The sequence below is a fragment of the Allobosea sp. P1_A7 genome (genome assembly GCF_056406775.1).
The window spans coordinates 16011-34002 of sequence record NZ_JBFTZN010000109.1 but is presented as its reverse complement, the minus strand read 5'-3'; the positions used below and the strand labels follow the sequence as shown (position 1 = coordinate 34002).

General features: G+C 64.8%; 15 protein-coding genes and 1 tRNA gene. 5 read left to right on the top strand and 11 right to left on the bottom strand.

Annotated elements, in window-relative coordinates:
• Positions 1 to 38: 38 nt before the first annotated feature.
• The 4 genes from AC1D34_RS19525 to AC1D34_RS19510 form a co-directional block, all read right to left on the bottom strand.
• Positions 39 to 114: transfer RNA gene (locus tag AC1D34_RS19525), tRNA-Thr, on the bottom strand.
• Positions 115 to 183: 69 nt separating this feature from the next.
• The gene (locus AC1D34_RS19520) at positions 184 to 1131 is read right to left on the bottom strand and encodes a prephenate/arogenate dehydrogenase family protein (RefSeq protein WP_476825065.1); all 948 of its coding nucleotides are present in this window, start codon (positions 1129 to 1131) and stop codon (positions 184 to 186) included.
• Entirely contained in the window at positions 1131 to 2237 is a 1107-nt protein-coding gene (locus tag AC1D34_RS19515; protein ID WP_441490090.1) for a pyridoxal phosphate-dependent aminotransferase, read from the bottom strand. The genes AC1D34_RS19520 and AC1D34_RS19515 overlap by 1 nt, the downstream gene beginning before the upstream one ends.
• Positions 2238 to 2272: 35 nt before the next feature.
• Entirely contained in the window at positions 2273 to 3106 is an 834-nt protein-coding gene (locus tag AC1D34_RS19510; RefSeq protein WP_441490091.1) for a chorismate mutase, read from the bottom strand.
• Between the two features lie 179 nt (positions 3107 to 3285).
• Between AC1D34_RS19510 and metX the strand changes: the two genes are divergently transcribed.
• Together metX and metW are read left to right on the top strand one after the other, a co-directional pair.
• The gene (metX, locus tag AC1D34_RS19505; RefSeq protein ID WP_441490092.1) at positions 3286 to 4455 is read left to right on the top strand and encodes a homoserine O-acetyltransferase MetX; all 1170 of its coding nucleotides are present in this window, start codon (positions 3286 to 3288) and stop codon (positions 4453 to 4455) included.
• A 4-nt stretch (positions 4456 to 4459) separates the two neighbouring features.
• The gene (gene metW / locus AC1D34_RS19500) at positions 4460 to 5083 is read left to right on the top strand and encodes a methionine biosynthesis protein MetW (protein ID WP_441490093.1); all 624 of its coding nucleotides are present in this window, start codon (positions 4460 to 4462) and stop codon (positions 5081 to 5083) included.
• Between the two features lie 163 nt (positions 5084 to 5246).
• On the opposite strand, the gene clpB is transcribed toward metW, so the two are convergent.
• Positions 5247 to 7868 (bottom strand): ATP-dependent chaperone ClpB, encoded by a 2622-nt coding sequence (gene clpB / locus AC1D34_RS19495; RefSeq protein ID WP_069877622.1) that lies wholly within the window; start codon positions 7866 to 7868, stop codon positions 5247 to 5249.
• A 173-nt stretch (positions 7869 to 8041) separates the two neighbouring features.
• Between clpB and AC1D34_RS19490 the strand changes: the two genes are divergently transcribed.
• Both AC1D34_RS19490 and AC1D34_RS19485 read left to right on the top strand, forming a co-directional pair.
• A complete protein-coding gene (locus AC1D34_RS19490; protein WP_441490487.1) occupies positions 8042 to 8362 on the top strand; it encodes a DUF2293 domain-containing protein in 321 nt (106 codons plus the stop codon).
• A 99-nt stretch (positions 8363 to 8461) separates the two neighbouring features.
• Positions 8462 to 9253 (top strand): MOSC domain-containing protein, encoded by a 792-nt coding sequence (locus AC1D34_RS19485; RefSeq protein ID WP_441490094.1) that lies wholly within the window; start codon positions 8462 to 8464, stop codon positions 9251 to 9253.
• A gap of 56 nt (positions 9254 to 9309) precedes the next feature.
• Here the strand turns inward: AC1D34_RS19485 and AC1D34_RS19480 are convergent, their stop codons facing one another.
• The 6 genes from AC1D34_RS19480 to AC1D34_RS19455 all read right to left on the bottom strand — a co-directional run bounded on the left by AC1D34_RS19480 (position 9310) and on the right by AC1D34_RS19455 (position 16955).
• Positions 9310 to 10326, bottom strand: a complete 1017-nt coding sequence (locus AC1D34_RS19480; protein WP_441490095.1) for a DUF4167 domain-containing protein — start codon at positions 10324 to 10326, stop codon at positions 9310 to 9312.
• A 402-nt stretch (positions 10327 to 10728) separates the two neighbouring features.
• Positions 10729 to 11562 carry a peptide chain release factor N(5)-glutamine methyltransferase gene (gene prmC / locus AC1D34_RS19475; protein WP_476825067.1) on the bottom strand — a complete coding sequence of 278 codons (834 nt, stop codon included), beginning with the start codon at positions 11560 to 11562 and terminating at the stop codon, positions 10729 to 10731.
• Between the two features lie 82 nt (positions 11563 to 11644).
• The gene (locus AC1D34_RS19470) at positions 11645 to 11890 is read right to left on the bottom strand and encodes a hypothetical protein (RefSeq protein ID WP_441490096.1); all 246 of its coding nucleotides are present in this window, start codon (positions 11888 to 11890) and stop codon (positions 11645 to 11647) included.
• A gap of 60 nt (positions 11891 to 11950) precedes the next feature.
• A complete protein-coding gene (gene prfA, locus AC1D34_RS19465) occupies positions 11951 to 13036 on the bottom strand; it encodes a peptide chain release factor 1 (RefSeq protein ID WP_441479668.1) in 1086 nt (361 codons plus the stop codon).
• A 51-nt stretch (positions 13037 to 13087) separates the two neighbouring features.
• Positions 13088 to 15355 carry a phosphoenolpyruvate--protein phosphotransferase gene (ptsP, locus tag AC1D34_RS19460; RefSeq protein ID WP_441490097.1) on the bottom strand — a complete coding sequence of 756 codons (2268 nt, stop codon included), beginning with the start codon at positions 15353 to 15355 and terminating at the stop codon, positions 13088 to 13090.
• A gap of 181 nt (positions 15356 to 15536) precedes the next feature.
• Complete coding sequence (locus tag AC1D34_RS19455; RefSeq protein WP_476825066.1) at positions 15537 to 16955, bottom strand: alpha,alpha-trehalose-phosphate synthase (UDP-forming); 1419 nt, start codon at positions 16953 to 16955, stop codon at positions 15537 to 15539.
• A gap of 240 nt (positions 16956 to 17195) precedes the next feature.
• On the opposite strand from AC1D34_RS19455, the gene otsB reads away from it, so the two are divergent.
• Complete coding sequence (gene otsB, locus AC1D34_RS19450) at positions 17196 to 17990, top strand: trehalose-phosphatase (protein WP_476825064.1); 795 nt, start codon at positions 17196 to 17198, stop codon at positions 17988 to 17990.
• Positions 17991 to 17992: the final 2 nt, after the last annotated feature.

Genomic DNA, 17992 nt, shown 5'->3' with positions numbered 1-17992 from the left:
GAATTATCTAGGAAAATCAGCAACCTCAAGGGGTTGGATGGTGCCGCAAGAGGGATTCGAACCCCCGACCCCCTCATTACGAATGAGGTGCTCTACCAGCTGAGCTATTGCGGCGACGGGTGGGGCTCTACCAGCCCTGCCCAATCTTGGCAAGACGAACGGAGCAGAACATGCCCCGTCTTCTCACGATTTGCGCAGCTTTTCCGTTTCGGGCTTTTCCTGGCCGAGCGCGRCGATGCCACGGCGGATGGCGCGGGTGCGGGTGAAATGCTTGTGCAGGGTCTCGCCATCGCCGAAGCGAATGGCGCGGGTCAGCACCGAAAGGTCTTCGCTGAAGCGCCCCAGCATCTCCAGAACCGCTTCCTTGTTGTGCAGGAAGACGTCGYGCCACATCGTCGGGTCGGATGCCGCGATGCGGGTGAAATCGCGAAAGCCGCCGGCCGAGAACTTGATCACCTCGGACTGGGTCACCGCCTCGAGATCCTCGGCCGTGCCGACGATATTGTAGGCGATCAGGTGCGGCAGATGGCTGGTGACGGCAAGCACGAGATCATGATGCTGCGCGCTCATCACCTCGACCAGGGCGCCCATGCCCTCCCAGAAATGCCGGGTGCGCGAAACCGCACCGTCATCGCTGCCGTCCGGCGGAGTGAGGATGCACCAGCGATTCAGGAAGAGGCTGGCAAAGCCCGCATCCGGGCCGGAATTCTCTGTGCCCGCAACCGGATGGGCCGGGACGAAATGCACGCCCGCTGGCAGATGCGGCGCGACAGCCTCGACCACCGCGTTCTTGACCGAGCCGACATCCGAGACGATCGCGCCCTGCTTCAGGGCAGACGCGATCTCGCCTGCGACCGCACCGCAGGCGCCGACGGGCACGCAGAGAATGACCAGATCGGCATCGGCCACGGCGGCCTGCACGGTCTCCGCCACCTCATGGCCGAGATCGAGCTCGCGGGCGCGGGCCCGCACGCCCTCGTCCCGGTCGCTCAGGATGATACGGCCGGCCAGATTGAGATCCTTGGCCGCATGGGCGATCGACGAGCCGATCAGCCCGATGCCGATGATCGCGACGCAGCCGAAGATCGGCTCTTCGCGCCGCGGGGCGAAACTCTCGGTCGGCCCCGACATCACTTGCCGGCCAGGAAGTCGCCAAGCGCCGCAACGACGAGGCGGTTCGCCTCCTCGGAGCCGATCGTCATGCGCAACGCGTCCGGCAGGCCATAGGCCGCGACGCTGCGCAGGATCAGTCCGCGCTGGCTCAGGAAGGCGTCAGCCTCCTTCGCCGTCTTGCCGGAGGTTTTTGGGAAATGGATCAGGATGAAGTTGCCGACCGACGGCGTGACGGTCAGGCCGAGCTTTTCCACCTCGGCCGTCGTCCAGGCGAGCCAAGTCTCGTTGTGCTGGAGCGCGGCCGCGACATGGGCTTCGTCGGCGATCGCAGCGGTGCCGGCCTCGATCGCCGCGCCGTTGACGTTGAACGGGCCGCGGACGCGGTTGAGCGCATCGATGACATGGGCAGGCCCGTAGAGCCAGCCGAGCCGCAGATTGGCGAGGCCGTAGATCTTCGAGAAGGTGCGCGCCATCACGACGTTCTCGTTGGTCGCCACCAGTTCGAGCCCCGACGCATAGTCGTTGCGACGGACATATTCGGCGTAGGCGGCGTCGAGCACCAGCAGCACATCGGAGGGCAGGCCGGCATGCAGGCGCTTGACCTCCTCGAAGGGCAGGTAGGTGCCGGTGGGGTTGTTGGGATTGGCGAGGAAGACGATCTTCGTCCGGGGCGTCACCGCCTTCAGGACCGCGTCGACATCGGCAGTGAGATTGGTCTCGGGCACGACCACGGGCTTGCCGCCGGCCGCCAGGATGGCGATGCGGTAGACGAGGAAGCCGTGCTCGGTGAAGATGCCCTCGTCATCGTCGCCGAGATAGGTCTTGGTGACGAGCTGCAGCAATTCGTCGGACCCCGAGCCGCACACGAGGCGTGCTGGGTCGAGACCGTAGCGCGACGCGATCGCCTCACGCAGCTTGGTGGCCGAGCCGTCCGGATAGAGCTCGAGCTTGCCCTTGAGGCTGTCGAAGGCGGCGATTGCCTTCGGGCTCGGGCCGAGCGGGGTCTCGTTCGAGGAAAGCTTATGCAGCTTCACCCCCGCCGGAGCCGTGGACTTGCCGGGCACATAGGCCTCGATATCGAGGACACCGGGACGCGGAACAGGGCGGGAAGCAGGCGTGGCCATGGCTTGTGGACCTTGTCAGGGGAATGAGATGGAGATCAGCGGACTGGCTTGACGGCAAAACGGGCGGCGTGGCTGCCGATTTCTGCGAACTCGCTGAGGCCGGCAGGTTCGAGCGCGGCACGGATCGCGCTCTGCTCGACTTCTCCCGAAGCAGCGACCAGCAGCGAAAGATGCGAACCGTCGGCGGCGCTCGCCGAGACCTCGGCGAGATGCTGGGCGAGCCCTGCACGCAGCGTCTCCGACCAGCGTTCCACCCTGGCGGCATAGAGCACGATCTCGCGCACGGCCGCATCCGCAAGCGGCTTGGCGATGCAGTAGACCGGCGTGCCCGCGGGATGGTCAGGCCGCTCGATGAAGGGCAGGCGCGCGATGATCTTTGGCCGCTCCGGGCCGATGAGATCGCGCCACCAGACACCGGCGCTGGCGCCGAGATCCATCCGGAAGATGCCGAGATCGCCAGCGGATTCGGCAACGGCAGCGATCACCGCACGCGCATGCTCATGGGTAACGAAGGGCACGGTGAAGCCGAAATGGAACCGCGCGGAATCGCGCATCGCCGCATCGCCACCCGAGACATCGGCATGGACGGCGTAATTCGCCTGAACATAGGTGAAGGTCGCGATGATGATGCGCCAGATGCCCTCGACGGTGTCGAGTGGCAGCAGGCCCTTATGACGCAGCGCCAGGCGCTTCATCATATCGGCCTCGCGGCCGGGCCGGAACGCCGAACCCGACACCTGCGTCTTCTTCACGGCGATCAGCGTTTCGATGATCTGCGAGCGCTCCATCAAGAGCGCGTGCATCTCGCTGTCGATACGGTCGATCTCGCCGCGCAGATCGGCAAGGGTGGTCGGAGCAATTTCGGTCATGGCGTGATCTTGGCGCGTGAGGCGACGGACGCGCGTCTCTTAGACCTCAAGCCGGCGCTTAGCAAAGCCAGCTTCGCGCGGGGCCGCGTTGACAGCGCGCCTGCGGCACGCCATCGGTAAGTTCGATCTTTCGAACGAGCCGACCGGCAAGACAAATCAGCCTGTCAAAGCGGACGACTATGCACGACGAAATCCAGAGCCTTGCGGACCCGCTGAAGGAAGCGAACGAGCCCTCCAGTCCTGTTGTCCGGTTCGACGCGGCCACGCCACTGGTGATGGATTGCGGCGTAGTGCTCGACAGCTGGCAGATCGCCTACCAGACCTATGGCGAACTCAATGCGGCCAAGTCGAATGCCGTCCTCGTCTGTCATGCACTGACCGGCGACCAGCATGTCGCCAGCCGGAACCCGATCACCGGCAAGGGCGGTTGGTGGACGGCGATGATCGGCCCCGGCAAACCGATCGATACCGACCGCTTCTTCGTGATCTGCGCCAATGTCGTCGGCGGCTGCACCGGCACGACGGGACCGGCCTCGACCAACCCGGACACCGGCAAGCCCTGGGGCCTCGGCTTTCCGATGGTGACGATTCGCGACATGGTGCGGGCTCAGGCGCATCTGGTCGATGCGCTCGGCATCGAGTCGCTGTTCTGCGTCGCCGGCGGCTCGATGGGCGGCATGCAGGTGCTGGAATGGGCAGCGAGCTATCCCGCACGCGTCTTCTCGGCGCTGCCGCTTGCGACCTCCGCCAAGCACTCGGCCCAGAACATCGCTTTCCACGAAGTCGGCCGCCAGGCGGTGATGGCCGATCCTGACTGGCGCGGCGGGCGCTATCTCGAAGAAGGCACGCGTCCGTCCAAAGGCCTCTCCGTGGCGCGCATGGGTGCGCATATCACCTATCTGTCGGAACCCGCTCTGCACCGGAAATTCGGTCGCAAGCTGCAGGATCGCGAGGCGCCGACCTTCTCGTTCGATGCCGATTTCCAGGTCGAAAGCTACCTGCGGCACCAGGGCCTGAGCTTCGTCGAACGCTTCGACGCCAATTCCTATCTCTATGTGACGCGCGCGATGGATTATTTCGACATCGCCGCCGATCATGACGGCGTGCTCGCCAAGGCCTTCGCGGGCACGAAGACGCGCTTCTGCGTCGCCTCCTTCACCTCGGACTGGTTGTTTCCGACCGCGGATTCACGTGCCGTCGTTCATGCGCTCAATGCTGCCGGCGCTTCGGTCTCCTTCGTCGAGCTTGAAAGCGACAAGGGCCACGACGCCTTCCTGCTGGAGGAACCGAACCTGTTTGCGACCACCCGCGGCTTCATCAATGCGGCAGCTCGGGCAAGAGGGTTGTGAGGCCATGGCGCTGAGCGAGACCTATACCAATCGCATCGACCTCAAGCTCGTCGCCGAGATGGTGACGCCGGGCACGCGCGTGCTCGATGTCGGCTGCGGCGACGGCGCATTGCTGGCCCTGCTGGCCGAGACGCGCCAGGTCGACGCACGCGGCATCGAACTGTCTCGCGAGGGTGTCGCGGGCTGCGTCGCGCGGGGGCTGTCGGTGATCCAGGGCGACGCCGATACCGACCTCGCCGACTATCCCGATGATTCCTTCGACTACGTCATCCTCTCCCAGACGATCCAGGCGACGCGCAATCCGCGCCTGGTTCTGGAGCACATGCTGCGCATCGGCCGTCGCGCCATCATCTCCTTCCCGAATTTCGGGCATTGGCGCATGCGCAGCCAGATCTTCTTCCGCGGCCAGATGCCGGTGACCGATGCCCTGCCCTATTCCTGGTGGGACACCCCGAACATCCATTTCTGCACGATCCGCGACTTCGTCACCCTGTGCGATGTTGTCGGCGCACAGAAGGAGCGCGCCGTCGCGCTCGATGCGGCGGGCGGCAAGGTTGGCGTCAGCGCACCCTGGTGGTTCTGGAACCTGTTCGGCGCGCAGGCGGTGTTCCTGCTGAAGCGAGGCTGAGCCCTCCCGCTCCCGAGACCGAGTGCCGGACGAAGCGTCGGCGGATCGGCGCAGCGCAGCCCTAAAACGAGAAAAGGGCCGCTTGCGCGGCCCTTCCCTCATCCGTCTCGCGGCGGTCGCTGCCTCCTTCCCAGTAGGGAAGAACGAGGTCGTACCGTCCCTATTAGTTCAGCGGCACGCCCTCAGGCCGCCTTTCGCGGGTGACGCTGACATCGCCCAGCATCAACCCGGTCGGCCCAACGGTGACCTTCACCGTCTCGCCATCCGTGACCTTGCCGGCGAGCAGCAGTTCCGCCAGCGGGTCCTGCACCGTTTTCTGGATCACCCGCTTCAGCGGACGTGCGCCATAGGCGGGATCGTAGCCCTTGTCGGCCAGCCAGGCGCGGGCGTCTTCGGAGAGATCGAGCACGATCTTGCGGTCGGTCAGCAGCCTGGCGAGGCGTGCCAGCTGGATATCGACGATCGCCCCCATATCCGCCCGCTTAAGGCGATGGAACAGGATGATGTCGTCGATGCGGTTCAGGAACTCGGGCCGGAAGGCCTGCCTGACCACGCCCATGACATCGTCACGCACGGCGTCGCTGTCCTGCCCTTCGGGCTGGTTCACCAGGAACTCCGAACCGAGATTCGAGGTCATGATGATCAGCACGTTGCGGAAATCGACCGTGCGGCCCTGACCGTCCGTCAGACGACCATCGTCGAGCACCTGCAGGAGCACGTTGAAGACGTCCGGATGCGCCTTCTCGACCTCGTCGAAAAGGACGACCTGATAGGGCCGCCGCCGTACGGCTTCGGTCAGTGCTCCGCCTTCCTCGTAACCGACATAGCCGGGAGGCGCGCCGATGAGACGCGAGACCGAGTGCTTCTCCATGTATTCCGACATGTCGAGGCGCACCATCGCCGTATCGTCGTCGAACAGGAACGACGCGAGCGCCTTGGTGAGCTCGGTCTTGCCGACACCCGTGGGTCCGAGGAACATGAAGGAGCCGATCGGCCGGTTCGGGTCCTGCAGGCCGGCACGGGCACGCCGCACGGCTGTCGAGACCGCCTCCACCGCCTCGCGCTGGCCGACGACGCGCGCTGCCAGCACCTCCTCCATCCGGAGCAGCTTGTCCTTCTCGCCTTCGAGCATGCGATCGACCGGCACACCGGTCCAGCGGCTGACGACCTGCGCAACATGGTCAGGCGTCACCGCCTCTTCCACCATGCCGGAGGTATCGCCAATCGCCTCGACCTCGGCGAGTTGCTTCTCCAATTGCGGGATCTCGCCATAGGCGAGCTCACCTGCACGCTGATACTCGCCCTTGCGCTGCGCCTGGGCCAGTTCGTTGCGGGCATTGTCGAGCTTGGTCTTGATCTCCGCCGCCTGGCCGAGCTTGTCCTTCTCCGCCTTCCAGCGGGCCGTGATCGTGGCCGAACGTGTTTCAAGATCGGCGAGTTCGGATTCCAGCCGCTTCAACCGCTCCTTTGAGCCGCTGTCGCTCTCCTTCTTGAGAGCCTCCTGCTCGATGCGCAGGCGCACGATCTCGCGGTCGATCGAATCCAGCTCCTCGGGCTTCGAATCGACCTGCATGCGTAGGCGCGCCGAAGCCTCGTCGACAAGGTCGATCGCCTTGTCGGGCAGGAAGCGGTCGGTGATGTAGCGGTTCGACAGGGTCGCGGCCGAGACAAGCGCCGAGTCCGTGATGCGAACGCGGTGATGCTGCTCGTATTTCTCCTTGAGGCCGCGCAGGATCGAGACCGTATCCTCGACCGTCGGCTCGTCGACAAAGACGGGCTGGAAGCGGCGTGCAAGCGCGGCGTCCTTCTCGACATATTTGCGGTACTCGTCGAGCGTGGTCGCGCCGACGCAGTGCAGTTCGCCGCGCGCGAGCGCCGGCTTCAGCAGGTTCGAGGCATCCATGGCGCCGTCCGTCTTGCCGGCACCGACCAGGGTGTGCATCTCGTCGATGAACAGGATGACGCCACCATCGGAGCTGGAGACCTCGTTGAGCACCGCCTTCAGGCGCTCCTCGAACTCGCCACGATATTTCGCACCCGCGATGAGCGAGCCCATGTCGAGCGCAAGCAGTTCCTTGTCCTTCAGGCTCTCCGGCACGTCACCATTGACGATGCGCAACGCAAGGCCCTCGGCGATGGCGGTCTTGCCGACGCCGGGCTCGCCGATCAGGACGGGATTGTTCTTGGTGCGGCGGCTCAGCACCTGGATGGTGCGACGGATCTCCTCGTCGCGGCCGATGACCGGGTCGAGCTTGCCCTCGCGGGCAGCAGCGGTGAGATCCCGCGCATATTTCTTCAGCGCGTCATAGGCCTGCTCGGCAGAGGCTGAGTCCGCGGTGCGACCCTTGCGGATCGCCTCGATCGCGGCATTCAGCGCCTGCGGCGTCACGCCGGCCTTGGCCAGCGCCTTGCCGGCCTCGGTTTCCTTCTCGACCGCGAGGGCCAGAAGAAGGCGCTCGACCGTGACGAAGGAATCGCCGGCCTTGTCCGCAGCCTTTTCCGCCGTATCGAAGACACGGGCGAGGCCTGGCGTCAGATGCAGGCCGCTGGCGCCACCGCCGCTGACCTTGGGCAGCTTTGCGAGCGCCGCATCGGTCAGTTGCAAGGCAAGTTTCGACTGGCCACCCGACCGATCGATCAGGCCGGCTGCCATGCCCTCGCTGTCATCAAGCAGCGCTTTCAAAAGATGTTCGGGCGTAAACTGCTGGTGCCCGTCGCGCAGCGCAATCGTCTGCGCCGCCTGCAGGAAACCCTTTGCCCTGTCGGTGTATTTCTCAATGTTCATATTGTCGCTCCGCCCGCCGGCACGCCCCGTGGCGACGCATCCGGCTGCCTTTCATCAGGATAGGGCTCCCGAGGGACACCCTTCGCAACCAAAGATAGTGTGACATCCGCGCAACGGAAGGGGGCCCCTTGCGAATGATTGACGGCGCCCTTCCGACAGGCTCAGCCTTGGCCATGGCGGGAACAAGGCGACAGCAGGCGATTCGCAAAGCGTTGAGGGCGCTCGCCCCCGGCATTCCGCTTGCCGATGCCGAAGCGGTCCTGGCGCTCGCCGAGCGCCGCCACATGAAGGATCTGCCGCCCTCGACGGCGCTCTGGCTCGCTCTCGGCAGCCATGTCCGCCACGTCCATACCGATTACGAGCGGCTTCTGGCGGAAGGGTACGACCGCGACGCGGCGCGCTTTTTCGTCGTCGAGGACACCGATGCAGTGCTCTCCGCCTGGGGCTGCCAGCGCTCCGTGGAGAACGAAGAGGCCGAGGCCGAGGAGGCTTGAAGTCAACCTGATCGAACCGATGCAAGGATTTGATCGGTCCCGCCTCGTAGAACCCGCTATATCACCCCTGCCCGATCAGCCTGCGGACTGAAAGACTCCATGCGTGTCGCCTCGCTCTATCGCTACCCCGTCAAGGGTCTCTCGCCCGAACCCGTGCAATCGGCTTCGCTGAGCACGGGGGGCTTTTTCCCTGGAGACCGGCTTTTCGCCATCGAGAACGGCCCTTCCGGCTTCGACCCGGCCGCGCCCGTCCATCAGCCGAAGATCAAGTATCTGATGCTGATGCGCAATGAATCGCTGGCACGGCTGCAGACGCGCTATGACGACGAAAGCCGCGCGCTTGTCATCAGGCAGGATGGACGCGAGACCTTGCGGGCCGACATGACGACGCAGGACGGCCACGCGGCCCTGACGGCCTTCTTTGAAGGTTTCATGCCGGACGAGCTGCGCGGCAAGCCGCAATTGCTCACCGCCCCGCAAAGCTATCGCTTCATGGATTCACGCTCGGGGTTCATGTCGATCATCAACCTCGCCAGCGTCGCGGATCTCGGCAACCACCTTGGCACCCGGCTCGATCCGCTGCGCTTCCGCGGCAATGTCATGGTCGAGGGGCTGGCCGCCTGGGCGGAGAACGACCTGGTCGGGCAGGAGCTGTCCACGCCGTCGGGCCTGCGCCTGCGTGTGATCAAGCGAATCGAACGCTGCGCGGCAACCAATGTCGACCCGCAGACCGGAGCCCGCGATCTCCAGATCCCGAAGGCGTTGATGAAGACCTATGGCCATGTCGACTGCGGAATCTACTGCGAGATTCTGAATAGCGGCACGCTGACCGCTGGCATGCATCTCGAAAGCCAGGCCCCGCAAGCGACGCTCGACCTCGGCGTCGCCTGAGCCAAAAAAACAGGGGCCCGTCGGGCCCCTGTCATATCTGGTCAAACCGGAGCGCCTTACTCGGCAGCGCTATCGGTTTCCGACCCCAGCGCGTCCATGACTTCGCGTGGCGAGCGGCGGCGGCGCGTGCGCTTCGGTGCGGCAGCCTCTTCGGCGGCCGGCGCTTCGGCAGGAGCAGCAGCAGCCTCGACCGGTGCCGCAATGGGCTCCTCGGCGACGGCGATCGGAACCCGGACCGGATTGGTCAGGAAGGACGGAAGCGAAGCAGCGACATCGTTCGCCTCGCCTTCAGGCTCGACCTCCCGGCGCGGACGACGCTCGGCGCGCTCGGGACGCGGCCCCCGCTCCGGCCGGTCGCCGCGCTCGAAGCGACGCTCGCCCTGGCTCTGCGCCGGGGCGTTCTCGCCCTGCTCGGTAGAAGCCGGCTGCTCGGAACGCGGCGCGAAGCCCCCGGGCTGGCCGTTCTGCCCGCCTTCGGGACGGTCGAACCGGCGTTCACCACGATCGGGGCCGCGGTCCTGGCGATCATTGCGATCGAATCGGCGGTTGTTGCGGTCGTTGAAGCGATCGGTGCGGGGCGGGCGGTCGAAGCGTTGGCCGTTGTTCTGCTGGCCATCCTGGCCCTCGCCATCCCCACGGGGGGCAGCATTCTGGCCATACCCGTTGCCRTTCACGCCTCCCTGAGCCTGATGCCGCAGCTCAGGCTGAGGCGAGCCCTGCGGGAAGGCAGCATTCTCATCGCCCTCACCCTCATCGTCCCCCTCGTCGCCCTCCTCACCAAAGGCGCGATTCGGCGGGAAGCTATGGCCGTATTGCTGGGCCATCTGCTCCTGCGCCGCGAGAAGGATGCGGTAATAGTGCTCAGCGTGCTGGAAATAGTTCTCAGCTGCGACCGGATCGCCCGACGACTGGGCATCGCGCGCCAGCTGCAAGTACTTCTCCGCGACATGCTGAGCGGTACCACGAACTTTGACGTCCGGGCCGTTCGACTCGTAGCTGCGCTGCAACGGGTTGGGCGACTTTCGATTGCCGTTGTTGTTATTGTTATTGTTGTTGTTGTTACGGCCGCGCATACGCCGGTTCTGACCTGGTCTCATTCGCGTCTATCTCGCGCTCTGTCTGTTCAAAGCAACCGGGTCACTGTCATACGCGTACCGGCACGCGGCGGGTTGCGGCGCCGTGCCGGAGGGAGTCGACCTGAAGGGGCAATGCGCCGTTCTTGGTCTTCACGCGCTCGTTTCCAAAAGAGGCGGTAACTCGCCCCATGAGCCGAACGGCACATCCATGCCTTCGGAATTCCGATCTTGCTTTGTCAGTTCCGTCAAACTTCGGACGTGTCCGGAGGCAAATCCTCGTCAATCAGGAGGAGGCTGCCCTAGGCTCGGCGCTGACGACACCAGCTTCGGCTGGTATCTGCATAGCGGCTTTTGCGTCCGGTTCCAAGCAAATTCGCACAATCCCTGTGCGTATCCGGTTCAGCGGGAGAAGATCAGCGCGCGCTCGTGTCCACCAAGGTCCTTGCGCGCTCCGTGATACCGGAAGCCTTCGGCCCGCATCAAGGCAGAGACATCCGGCTCCTGCCCGGCACCGATCTCGAAAATAACGATGCCACCCGGTGCCAGAAACGGCGTCAGCTCGCGCGCGAAGAGCCGATACGGAACGAGCCCGTCGATCCCGCCATCCAGCGCCAGGAGCGGATCATAGGCGCGCACAGCCACATCCAACCCGGGAATCTCATCGCCTGGAATATAGGGCGGATTGGAGACGATCAGGTCGAAGCGGCCCTCAAGGTCCTTCACCCAGTCGCCTTCCCGAAACGCCACGCGGTCACCGACGCCATTTGCAAGGRCATTTGCGGCTGCGACCTTGCAGGCCTCTCCCGACAGGTCGATACCCAGGCCCCTGGCCTGCCTGAACTCACTCAGGATCGCGATGAGCAGGCAGCCCGTGCCAGTCCCGAGGTCCAGCACCGACAACGCGTCCCCGCGCCTCTCACGAAGGGAATGGACCGCGGCCTCGACGAGCGTCTCGGTATCGGGGCGCGGCTCGAGCGTCGCTGGCGAGAGCTTGAAGGTCAGTCCCCAGAACTCACGCTCGCCGAGGATGCGCCAGACAGGTTCGCCTGCCAGCCGCCGCGCGACGTAGCCATCCAGATCCGCGGCGGCCTGCTCACCGAGCAGAGCGTCGTCCTCCGCGCCGGCCCCAGCCACGGCTTCAACAAGAAGGCGCGCATCAAGAACCGGCGTATCGCCCCCCACAGCGCGAAGACGCGCCGCAAGCTGCCGGCGTGCCTCCCGATTGGTCAGCACACCGACAGCTTGCGGCGAAGGCGTTACAGCGTCGCCACCGCTCTGCAGTGGCGACGTCACTGGGCTGGCGCTCGCATCGACATCAATTGCCCTGCATCTTGTGGTCCATGCAAATCTTCATCTTCTGATTGATTGACGATTTACTCTCGCGCGCTCCGTGCATTTCCTGCGAACACGCCTTGCGCGCCTGCGACTGCGTCATCGCATTCTGCAGCGGCACGGCCTGTCCCTGGACGACGCGGCCAAAAGTCTGCGTCTGAGCTTCAGCGGTCCCTGCCGTAGCCAGCGCCATAAGACCGGTCATCGCAATCACTGATGCAAGTTTCATGGTTTCCTCCAGCCTGCTTTCAGGTCGATATGGAAACAACGCCAGTCCGGTAAAAAGGTTTCACGCGCCGCTTTGCGCTGCAAGCAACGTCGCCTGGTGCTCCGCCGTAAGGGCATCGATGATCTCGTCGAGCGCCAGCCCCTGCATCATCTCGTCGAGCTTGTAGAGCGTCAGGTTGATGCGATGGTCGGTCACGCGGCCCTGCGGGAAATTGTAGGTGCGGATCCGCTCGGACCGGTCACCGGAGCCGATCTGCGAGCGTCGGTCCGCCGCGCGTTCGGCGTCGGCCTTCATGCGCTCCATGTCGTAGAGCCGGGCGCGCATCAACTCGAAGGCACGCGCCTTGTTCTTGTGCTGCGAGCGCTCATCCTGGACCACGACCACGATCCCGCTCGGGATATGGGTCAGGCGGACGGCCGATTCGGTCTTGTTGACGTGCTGGCCGCCGGCGCCCCCGGCACGCATCGTGTCGATGCGCAGATCGTTGTCATTGAGCGCGACGTCGACCTCGGTCGCCAAAGGCAGCATCGCCACCGTCGCGGCCGAGGTGTGAATGCGGCCGCTCGCCTCGGTATCCGGCACGCGCTGGACGCGGTGAACCCCGGATTCAAACTTGAGCTTGGCATAGACGCCCCGGCCCGAGATCTCCGCGATGACTTCCTTGTAGCCCCCAACCGTGCCTTCGCTCTCCGAGATGATGTCGACGCTCCAGCCCTTCTGCGACGCGTAGCGCTGATACATCCGCAGCAGGTCTCCGGCGAAGAGCGAGGCCTCGTCGCCGCCGGTGCCGGCCCGGATTTCCAGAATGACGCCGCGTTCGTCGGCAGCGTCCTTGGGCAGGAGAGCGATCAGGATCTGGTGGGCACGCGTGTCGATCTCGGCTCGAGCGGTGTCCCGCTCCTCATAGGCGAGATCGCGGAATTCGCTGTCGGTCGCCGGATCGTCGATCAGCCCCTGCGCCTCGTCGAGAGAGGCCTGCGCATTGCGCCAGGAGGCAATCGCTGCAACGACGGGTTCGAGCTCCGCCAGCTCCTTGGCAAGCTCTACCGTACGCACGGCATCGGTCGAGCGATTGATCTCGTCGGTGGCAACGGCGTGGCGAGCGACGATGCTGTCGAGACGGTCTTGAGGAAGCTGAAGGGACATCAGGAACTCGGAAACACTGTTTGGGGRCCGGCGAAGCGCGCTTCAGCGTCGCTAGACCGGCACTTTCAATTCGGTCGCCAATGCCGAAAGCTGCGAACGCAGGCTCGATGCACCATCGGAAGAGGCGAGCATCCAATCCATACGCTCGCGCAGCTTCCTGACGTCAAGCGCACGCAGCATCGCCTTGACCGGCCCGAACGACGCCGCCGACATCGAGAAGGAGCGATAGCCTAGGCCGATCAGCGCCATCGTCTCCAGCGGCTTGCCACCCATTTCACCGCAGACCGAGACCGGGCAACCTGCCTCGCCCGCAGCCTCAACGATCGTGCGCAGCGCGCGGAGCGCTGCAACGCAAAGCGGATCGAAGCGCTCTGACACCCGGCGGTTCTCACGATCGGCAGCGAACAAGAACTGCATGAGGTCATTGGTGCCGATCGACAGGAAGTCGGCCTCGCGCGAGATCTCTGCCAGTTCGAACAGCAACGACGGCACTTCGACCATGACGCCGAGCTCGAGATTGGTGGGCGCCGGACGCTCCTGCTTCTCCATCATGGCGAGCTCGCGGCGCACGATGAAGCGCGCGCGCAGGAACTCGTCGACGGTCGCGACCATCGGCAGCATGATGCGCATGTCCTGGCCGGCTCCGGCCCGCAGCATCGCCCTGATCTGGCCGCGCAGCAGGCGCGGCTTGTCGAGGCCGATCCGGATCGCGCGCCAACCGAGCGCCGGATTCTCCTCCTCAACGCGCTCCATATAGGGCAGGACTTTGTCGCCGCCGATATCGAGCGTCCGGAAGACGACCGGCCGGCCCTGCGCTGCCTTGAGCACGGCCCCGTAGAGCGCTTGCTGCTCGGTCGTCGTCGGCATGTGCTGGGCGACCATGAATTGCAGTTCGGTACGGAACAGCCCGATCCCTGCGGCCGCCGTCTCATCGAGACTGTGCATGTCGACCAAAAGGCCGGCATTGATCTGGAGGTTGATCTCGACCCCGTCCTTGGTGACGGCCGGCAGATCCTTGAGCTTGCGGTACTGTTCCTGCTTGCGGGCGCGCAGGCGGGCCTTGTCCTTGTAGGCGTTCTCGACGTCCGGCTGCGGACGGATCTGCACCTCGCCAGCCTGGCCATCGACGATGACGGCGTCGCCGGACTGGATCAGCGCGGTTGCGTTGACGATCTCGCCGACGGCCGGAATGCCAAGCGCCCGCGCCACGATGGCGATGTGGCTGGTCGGTCCGCCTTCCTCGAGGATAAGCCCACGCAAACGGACGCGGTCATAATCGAGCAGCGCCGCCGGCCCCATCGAGCGGGCGATCAGGATGGCGTTCTCGGGCAACTTCTCGTGAGCAACGCCATTCGCCTTGCCCATCAGGGTCCGCAGCAGCCGATTGGCGAGATCGTCGAGATCGTGCAGCCGCTCCCTGAGATAGGGGTCGGTCTGGCGCAGCATCTTGGCGCGGGTGTCGGATTGCACACGCTCAACCGCAGCTTCGGCGGTGAGACCGGTCATCACCACTTCGCGCATCCGCCTGAGCCAGCCCTGGTCATGGGCGAACATGCGGAAGGTTTCGAGAACGTCACGATGCTCGCCGGTATGAGCCACGTCGCCACGCTCGATCAGTTCGTCGATCGCGGTTCGCATCTCGGCGATGGCGGCCTCGAGCCGCTTGACCTCGCGGGCGGGATTCTCGGCAATCAGATTGGTGATCGCGACCCGGGGTTCGTGGAGAACGGCGTAGCCGAGCCCGACACCGTCCGCCAGCTTGACGCCGACACCGTGAATCGGCCGGTCGAGGCCAATCATGCTGCCGGGCGGCGCCAGCGATTTCAGCCCGCCGGCCGCGATCATCTCCGCCATGATCATGGCGGTGGTCTGCAGCGTCTCGATCTCTTCCTCGTTGTAGAGCCGCGATGCGCGATTCTGGATGACGAGGACGCCCATCACGGCGCCGCCGCGCAGGATCGGGACGCCAAGGAAGGAATGATAAATCTCTTCGCCCGTCTCCGGACGATAGGAGAAGGCCGGGTGCGACTGCGCGTCGGACAGGGCGACAGGCTCGGCTTCGCTGGCGATCAGGCCAACGAGACCTTCGTCGGCGCGCATCCGGGTCAGGTGCACCGCCTCGCGATTCAGGCCCTCGGTCGCATAGAGTTCAAGCGAACCGTCCTCGAGCAGGACATAGACCGAACACACCTCCGCGACCAGATTGCCGGCGATCAGGACGACAAGCCGATCCAGCCGCTCCTGCGGGCTGACGGGCGCTGCCATGACCTCGCGGAGACGGCGCAGCAGAACGCCCGGACCTCCGAGAGCGCCTCGCATCAAATCGGCCCTCCGCCCGCCTCCTCAGACATCGTTGCCGATGCCGCTCGCAGACCTGATACCTGGCTCCGGATGAGTCGGCAGCATGCCCCGGTTCTTGTCGCCTTCTAGCGAGCGAAAGGAGTGTTCGGCAAGGGCCGCCGTTACAACCCCGAGGTGAAATCGGCGGCAGCGCTTCTCATTAATGTGGCAAGCGCCCGTTTCCAGCCGAGATTTGTGACAGATCCGACAATGTCGGAACGGTCGTTGCGGCGCCGCTTGCGGATTTGGCCGGAGCGCGCGAAGTCGCCGGTCGCTGCTTGGCTCCGGTCGCCGGCTTGGCGCGAACCGCTCTCTTGGTCGCTGGGAGCGTCACCGGAAACCCGGCTTCGCCCTCTGAGAGCGCGGCAAGATAGGTCTCGGTCCACCAGCCGATATCGGTTGCGGCGATGGTGGCGTAGAGCTTCTCGAAACGCCGGATTCGCTCCGGCTTCGGCATGACCAGCGCCTGCTGGATCGCCTCCGACATTTCCGAGAGATCGTAGGGATTGACGATCAGCGCGTCCTTCATCTGGCGCGCCGCCCCTGCAAAGCGCGAAAGAACCAGCACGCCAGGATCGGATGGATCCTGCGCCGCAATGTATTCCTTGGCGACCAGATTCATGCCGTCGCGCATCGGCGTGACCAGCCCGACTTGGGCACGGCGATAGAAGCCGGCCAGGACATTGCGGGAATAGGCCTTCTTGACCACGCGGATCGGCGTCCAGTCGAATTCGCCCAGCGCTGCGTTGATCCGCCCGGCCGTCTCGTCCGATTGGCGATCGAGTTCCGCGTATTCGGGAACATCTGAGCGGGAGGGTGGCGCGATTTGCAGCATGCCGACACGGCCGCGCTGCTCGGGATTTTCCAGCAGGAAGCGCTCGAAGGCCTCCAAGCGCTGGACGATTCCCTTGGAGTAATCGAGGCGATCGACGCCGATGACCAGCTTGCGATCGCCAAAGGCCTCGGTCGCGCGCCGGATCGACACCGCGGTCGTGCGCGCAGAACTCGTCGCAAGCTTGCGAAAGCCTTCGACATCGATGCCGATCGGGAAAGATTTGACCTGGATCGAACGCCGACCGAGGCGGACCCCGTCGCCATCGACCTTTGCGCCGCAGAGATTGACCAGTCCGCTCACCACATTGCGCGCATCGATCTCGGTCTGCAGTCCAACGAGATCATAGGCGCCGACCGTCTTCATCAGGGTGATGCTCGAGGGCAGAGCGCCAAAAACCTCGGAGGGCGGCCAGGGGATGTGGTGGAAATATCCGATCCGGTTCTTCACCCCGAGCCGCCGAAGTTCCGCAGCCAAGGGGATCAGGTGGTAATCGTGAACCCAGATCAGGTCGTCCGGCCGCAACATCGCGACGAGCGCCTTGGCAAAGCGGCGATTGACGGCGAGATAGCCCGCATAGTCGGCCCGCGAAAACTCGGTAAGGCCGAGGCGGTAATGCATGTTCGGCCAAAGGGCCCGGTTCGAGAAACCTTCTCGCTGCGGTCGGGAATGGTGACGCGGTTGGAAACGATGACGAGACGCATGTCCGGGAAAACTCCGATCAGCCGGCTGCCCGAATTTCGACACCGGAAGCGGGAACAGAACGCGCCGGCGCACGTAATGTTTCAGAGGGGCTTCGGATGTCAGATGGCGAAGCCGCGTCAGGCTCGCGTTGAAATCATGATGACTGTGGCAAACTGAAAGCAGAATGTGGCAAGTTCACTAACATCCGCCCATAGCGCGAATGATGCAAGAACCCTCGCTCAGGCATTGGACAGCTCACCTGTCGTTCTTTCGCCCGTTTCGTCACGCAAACAGAACGAGATGATGGAACTGATCGAATCGGAATCTACCAACGAATCCCGCGACTTCACCAAGGTGGCGAAGCAGGTCGCTCTGTTTCTCGACTTTGACGGAACGCTGGTCGAAATTGCGCCGATGCCCGACGAGGTCAAACTCGACAGGCAGCTCGCGCCGGCGCTCGATACGCTGCGCTCTACGCTGGGCGGAGCGCTGGCGCTTGTCTCCGGGCGCCCTATCCCCGACCTCGACGGGTTTCTCGCCCCCTATTACTTCGACATCGCCGGCCTTCATGGCGCACAGATCCGCCTCGGCGGAACCATCCGCAGCCAGGCGGACGCTCCCGAAGCCCTGCGCGAGGCGCTGCGGGAGCTCATCCGTTTCGCCAACAGCCATGTCGGCATCCTCGTCGAGGACAAACGGATCTCGGCCGCCCTGCACTGGCGCCTGGCGCCGCAACTCCAGGATGAAGCCCTCGCGCTGGCCAGGAAGCTTGCCGCCGGGATGGGCCCCTCCGTGCGCTTGCAGGAAGGCAAATCGGTCGCCGAGCTGGTCCCAGCCGGGGCCAGCAAAGGCAACGCCATTTCCTGGCTGATGCGGGAAGCACCGTATAGCGGCCGGACACCGGTCTTCATCGGCGACGACATTACCGACGAGGCGGGCTTTGCCACGGTGAACGCGCTCGGCGGCCTGTCGATCCGCATCGGTGCGGGCGAAACCTGTGCCGGCCGACGCCTCGCCTCCCCGACTGCGCTCCGCACCATCCTGCTCGCCGCCGCAGAAAGCGGCAGCCTGACGACTGACGCTTTCTGCCAAGGCTGATC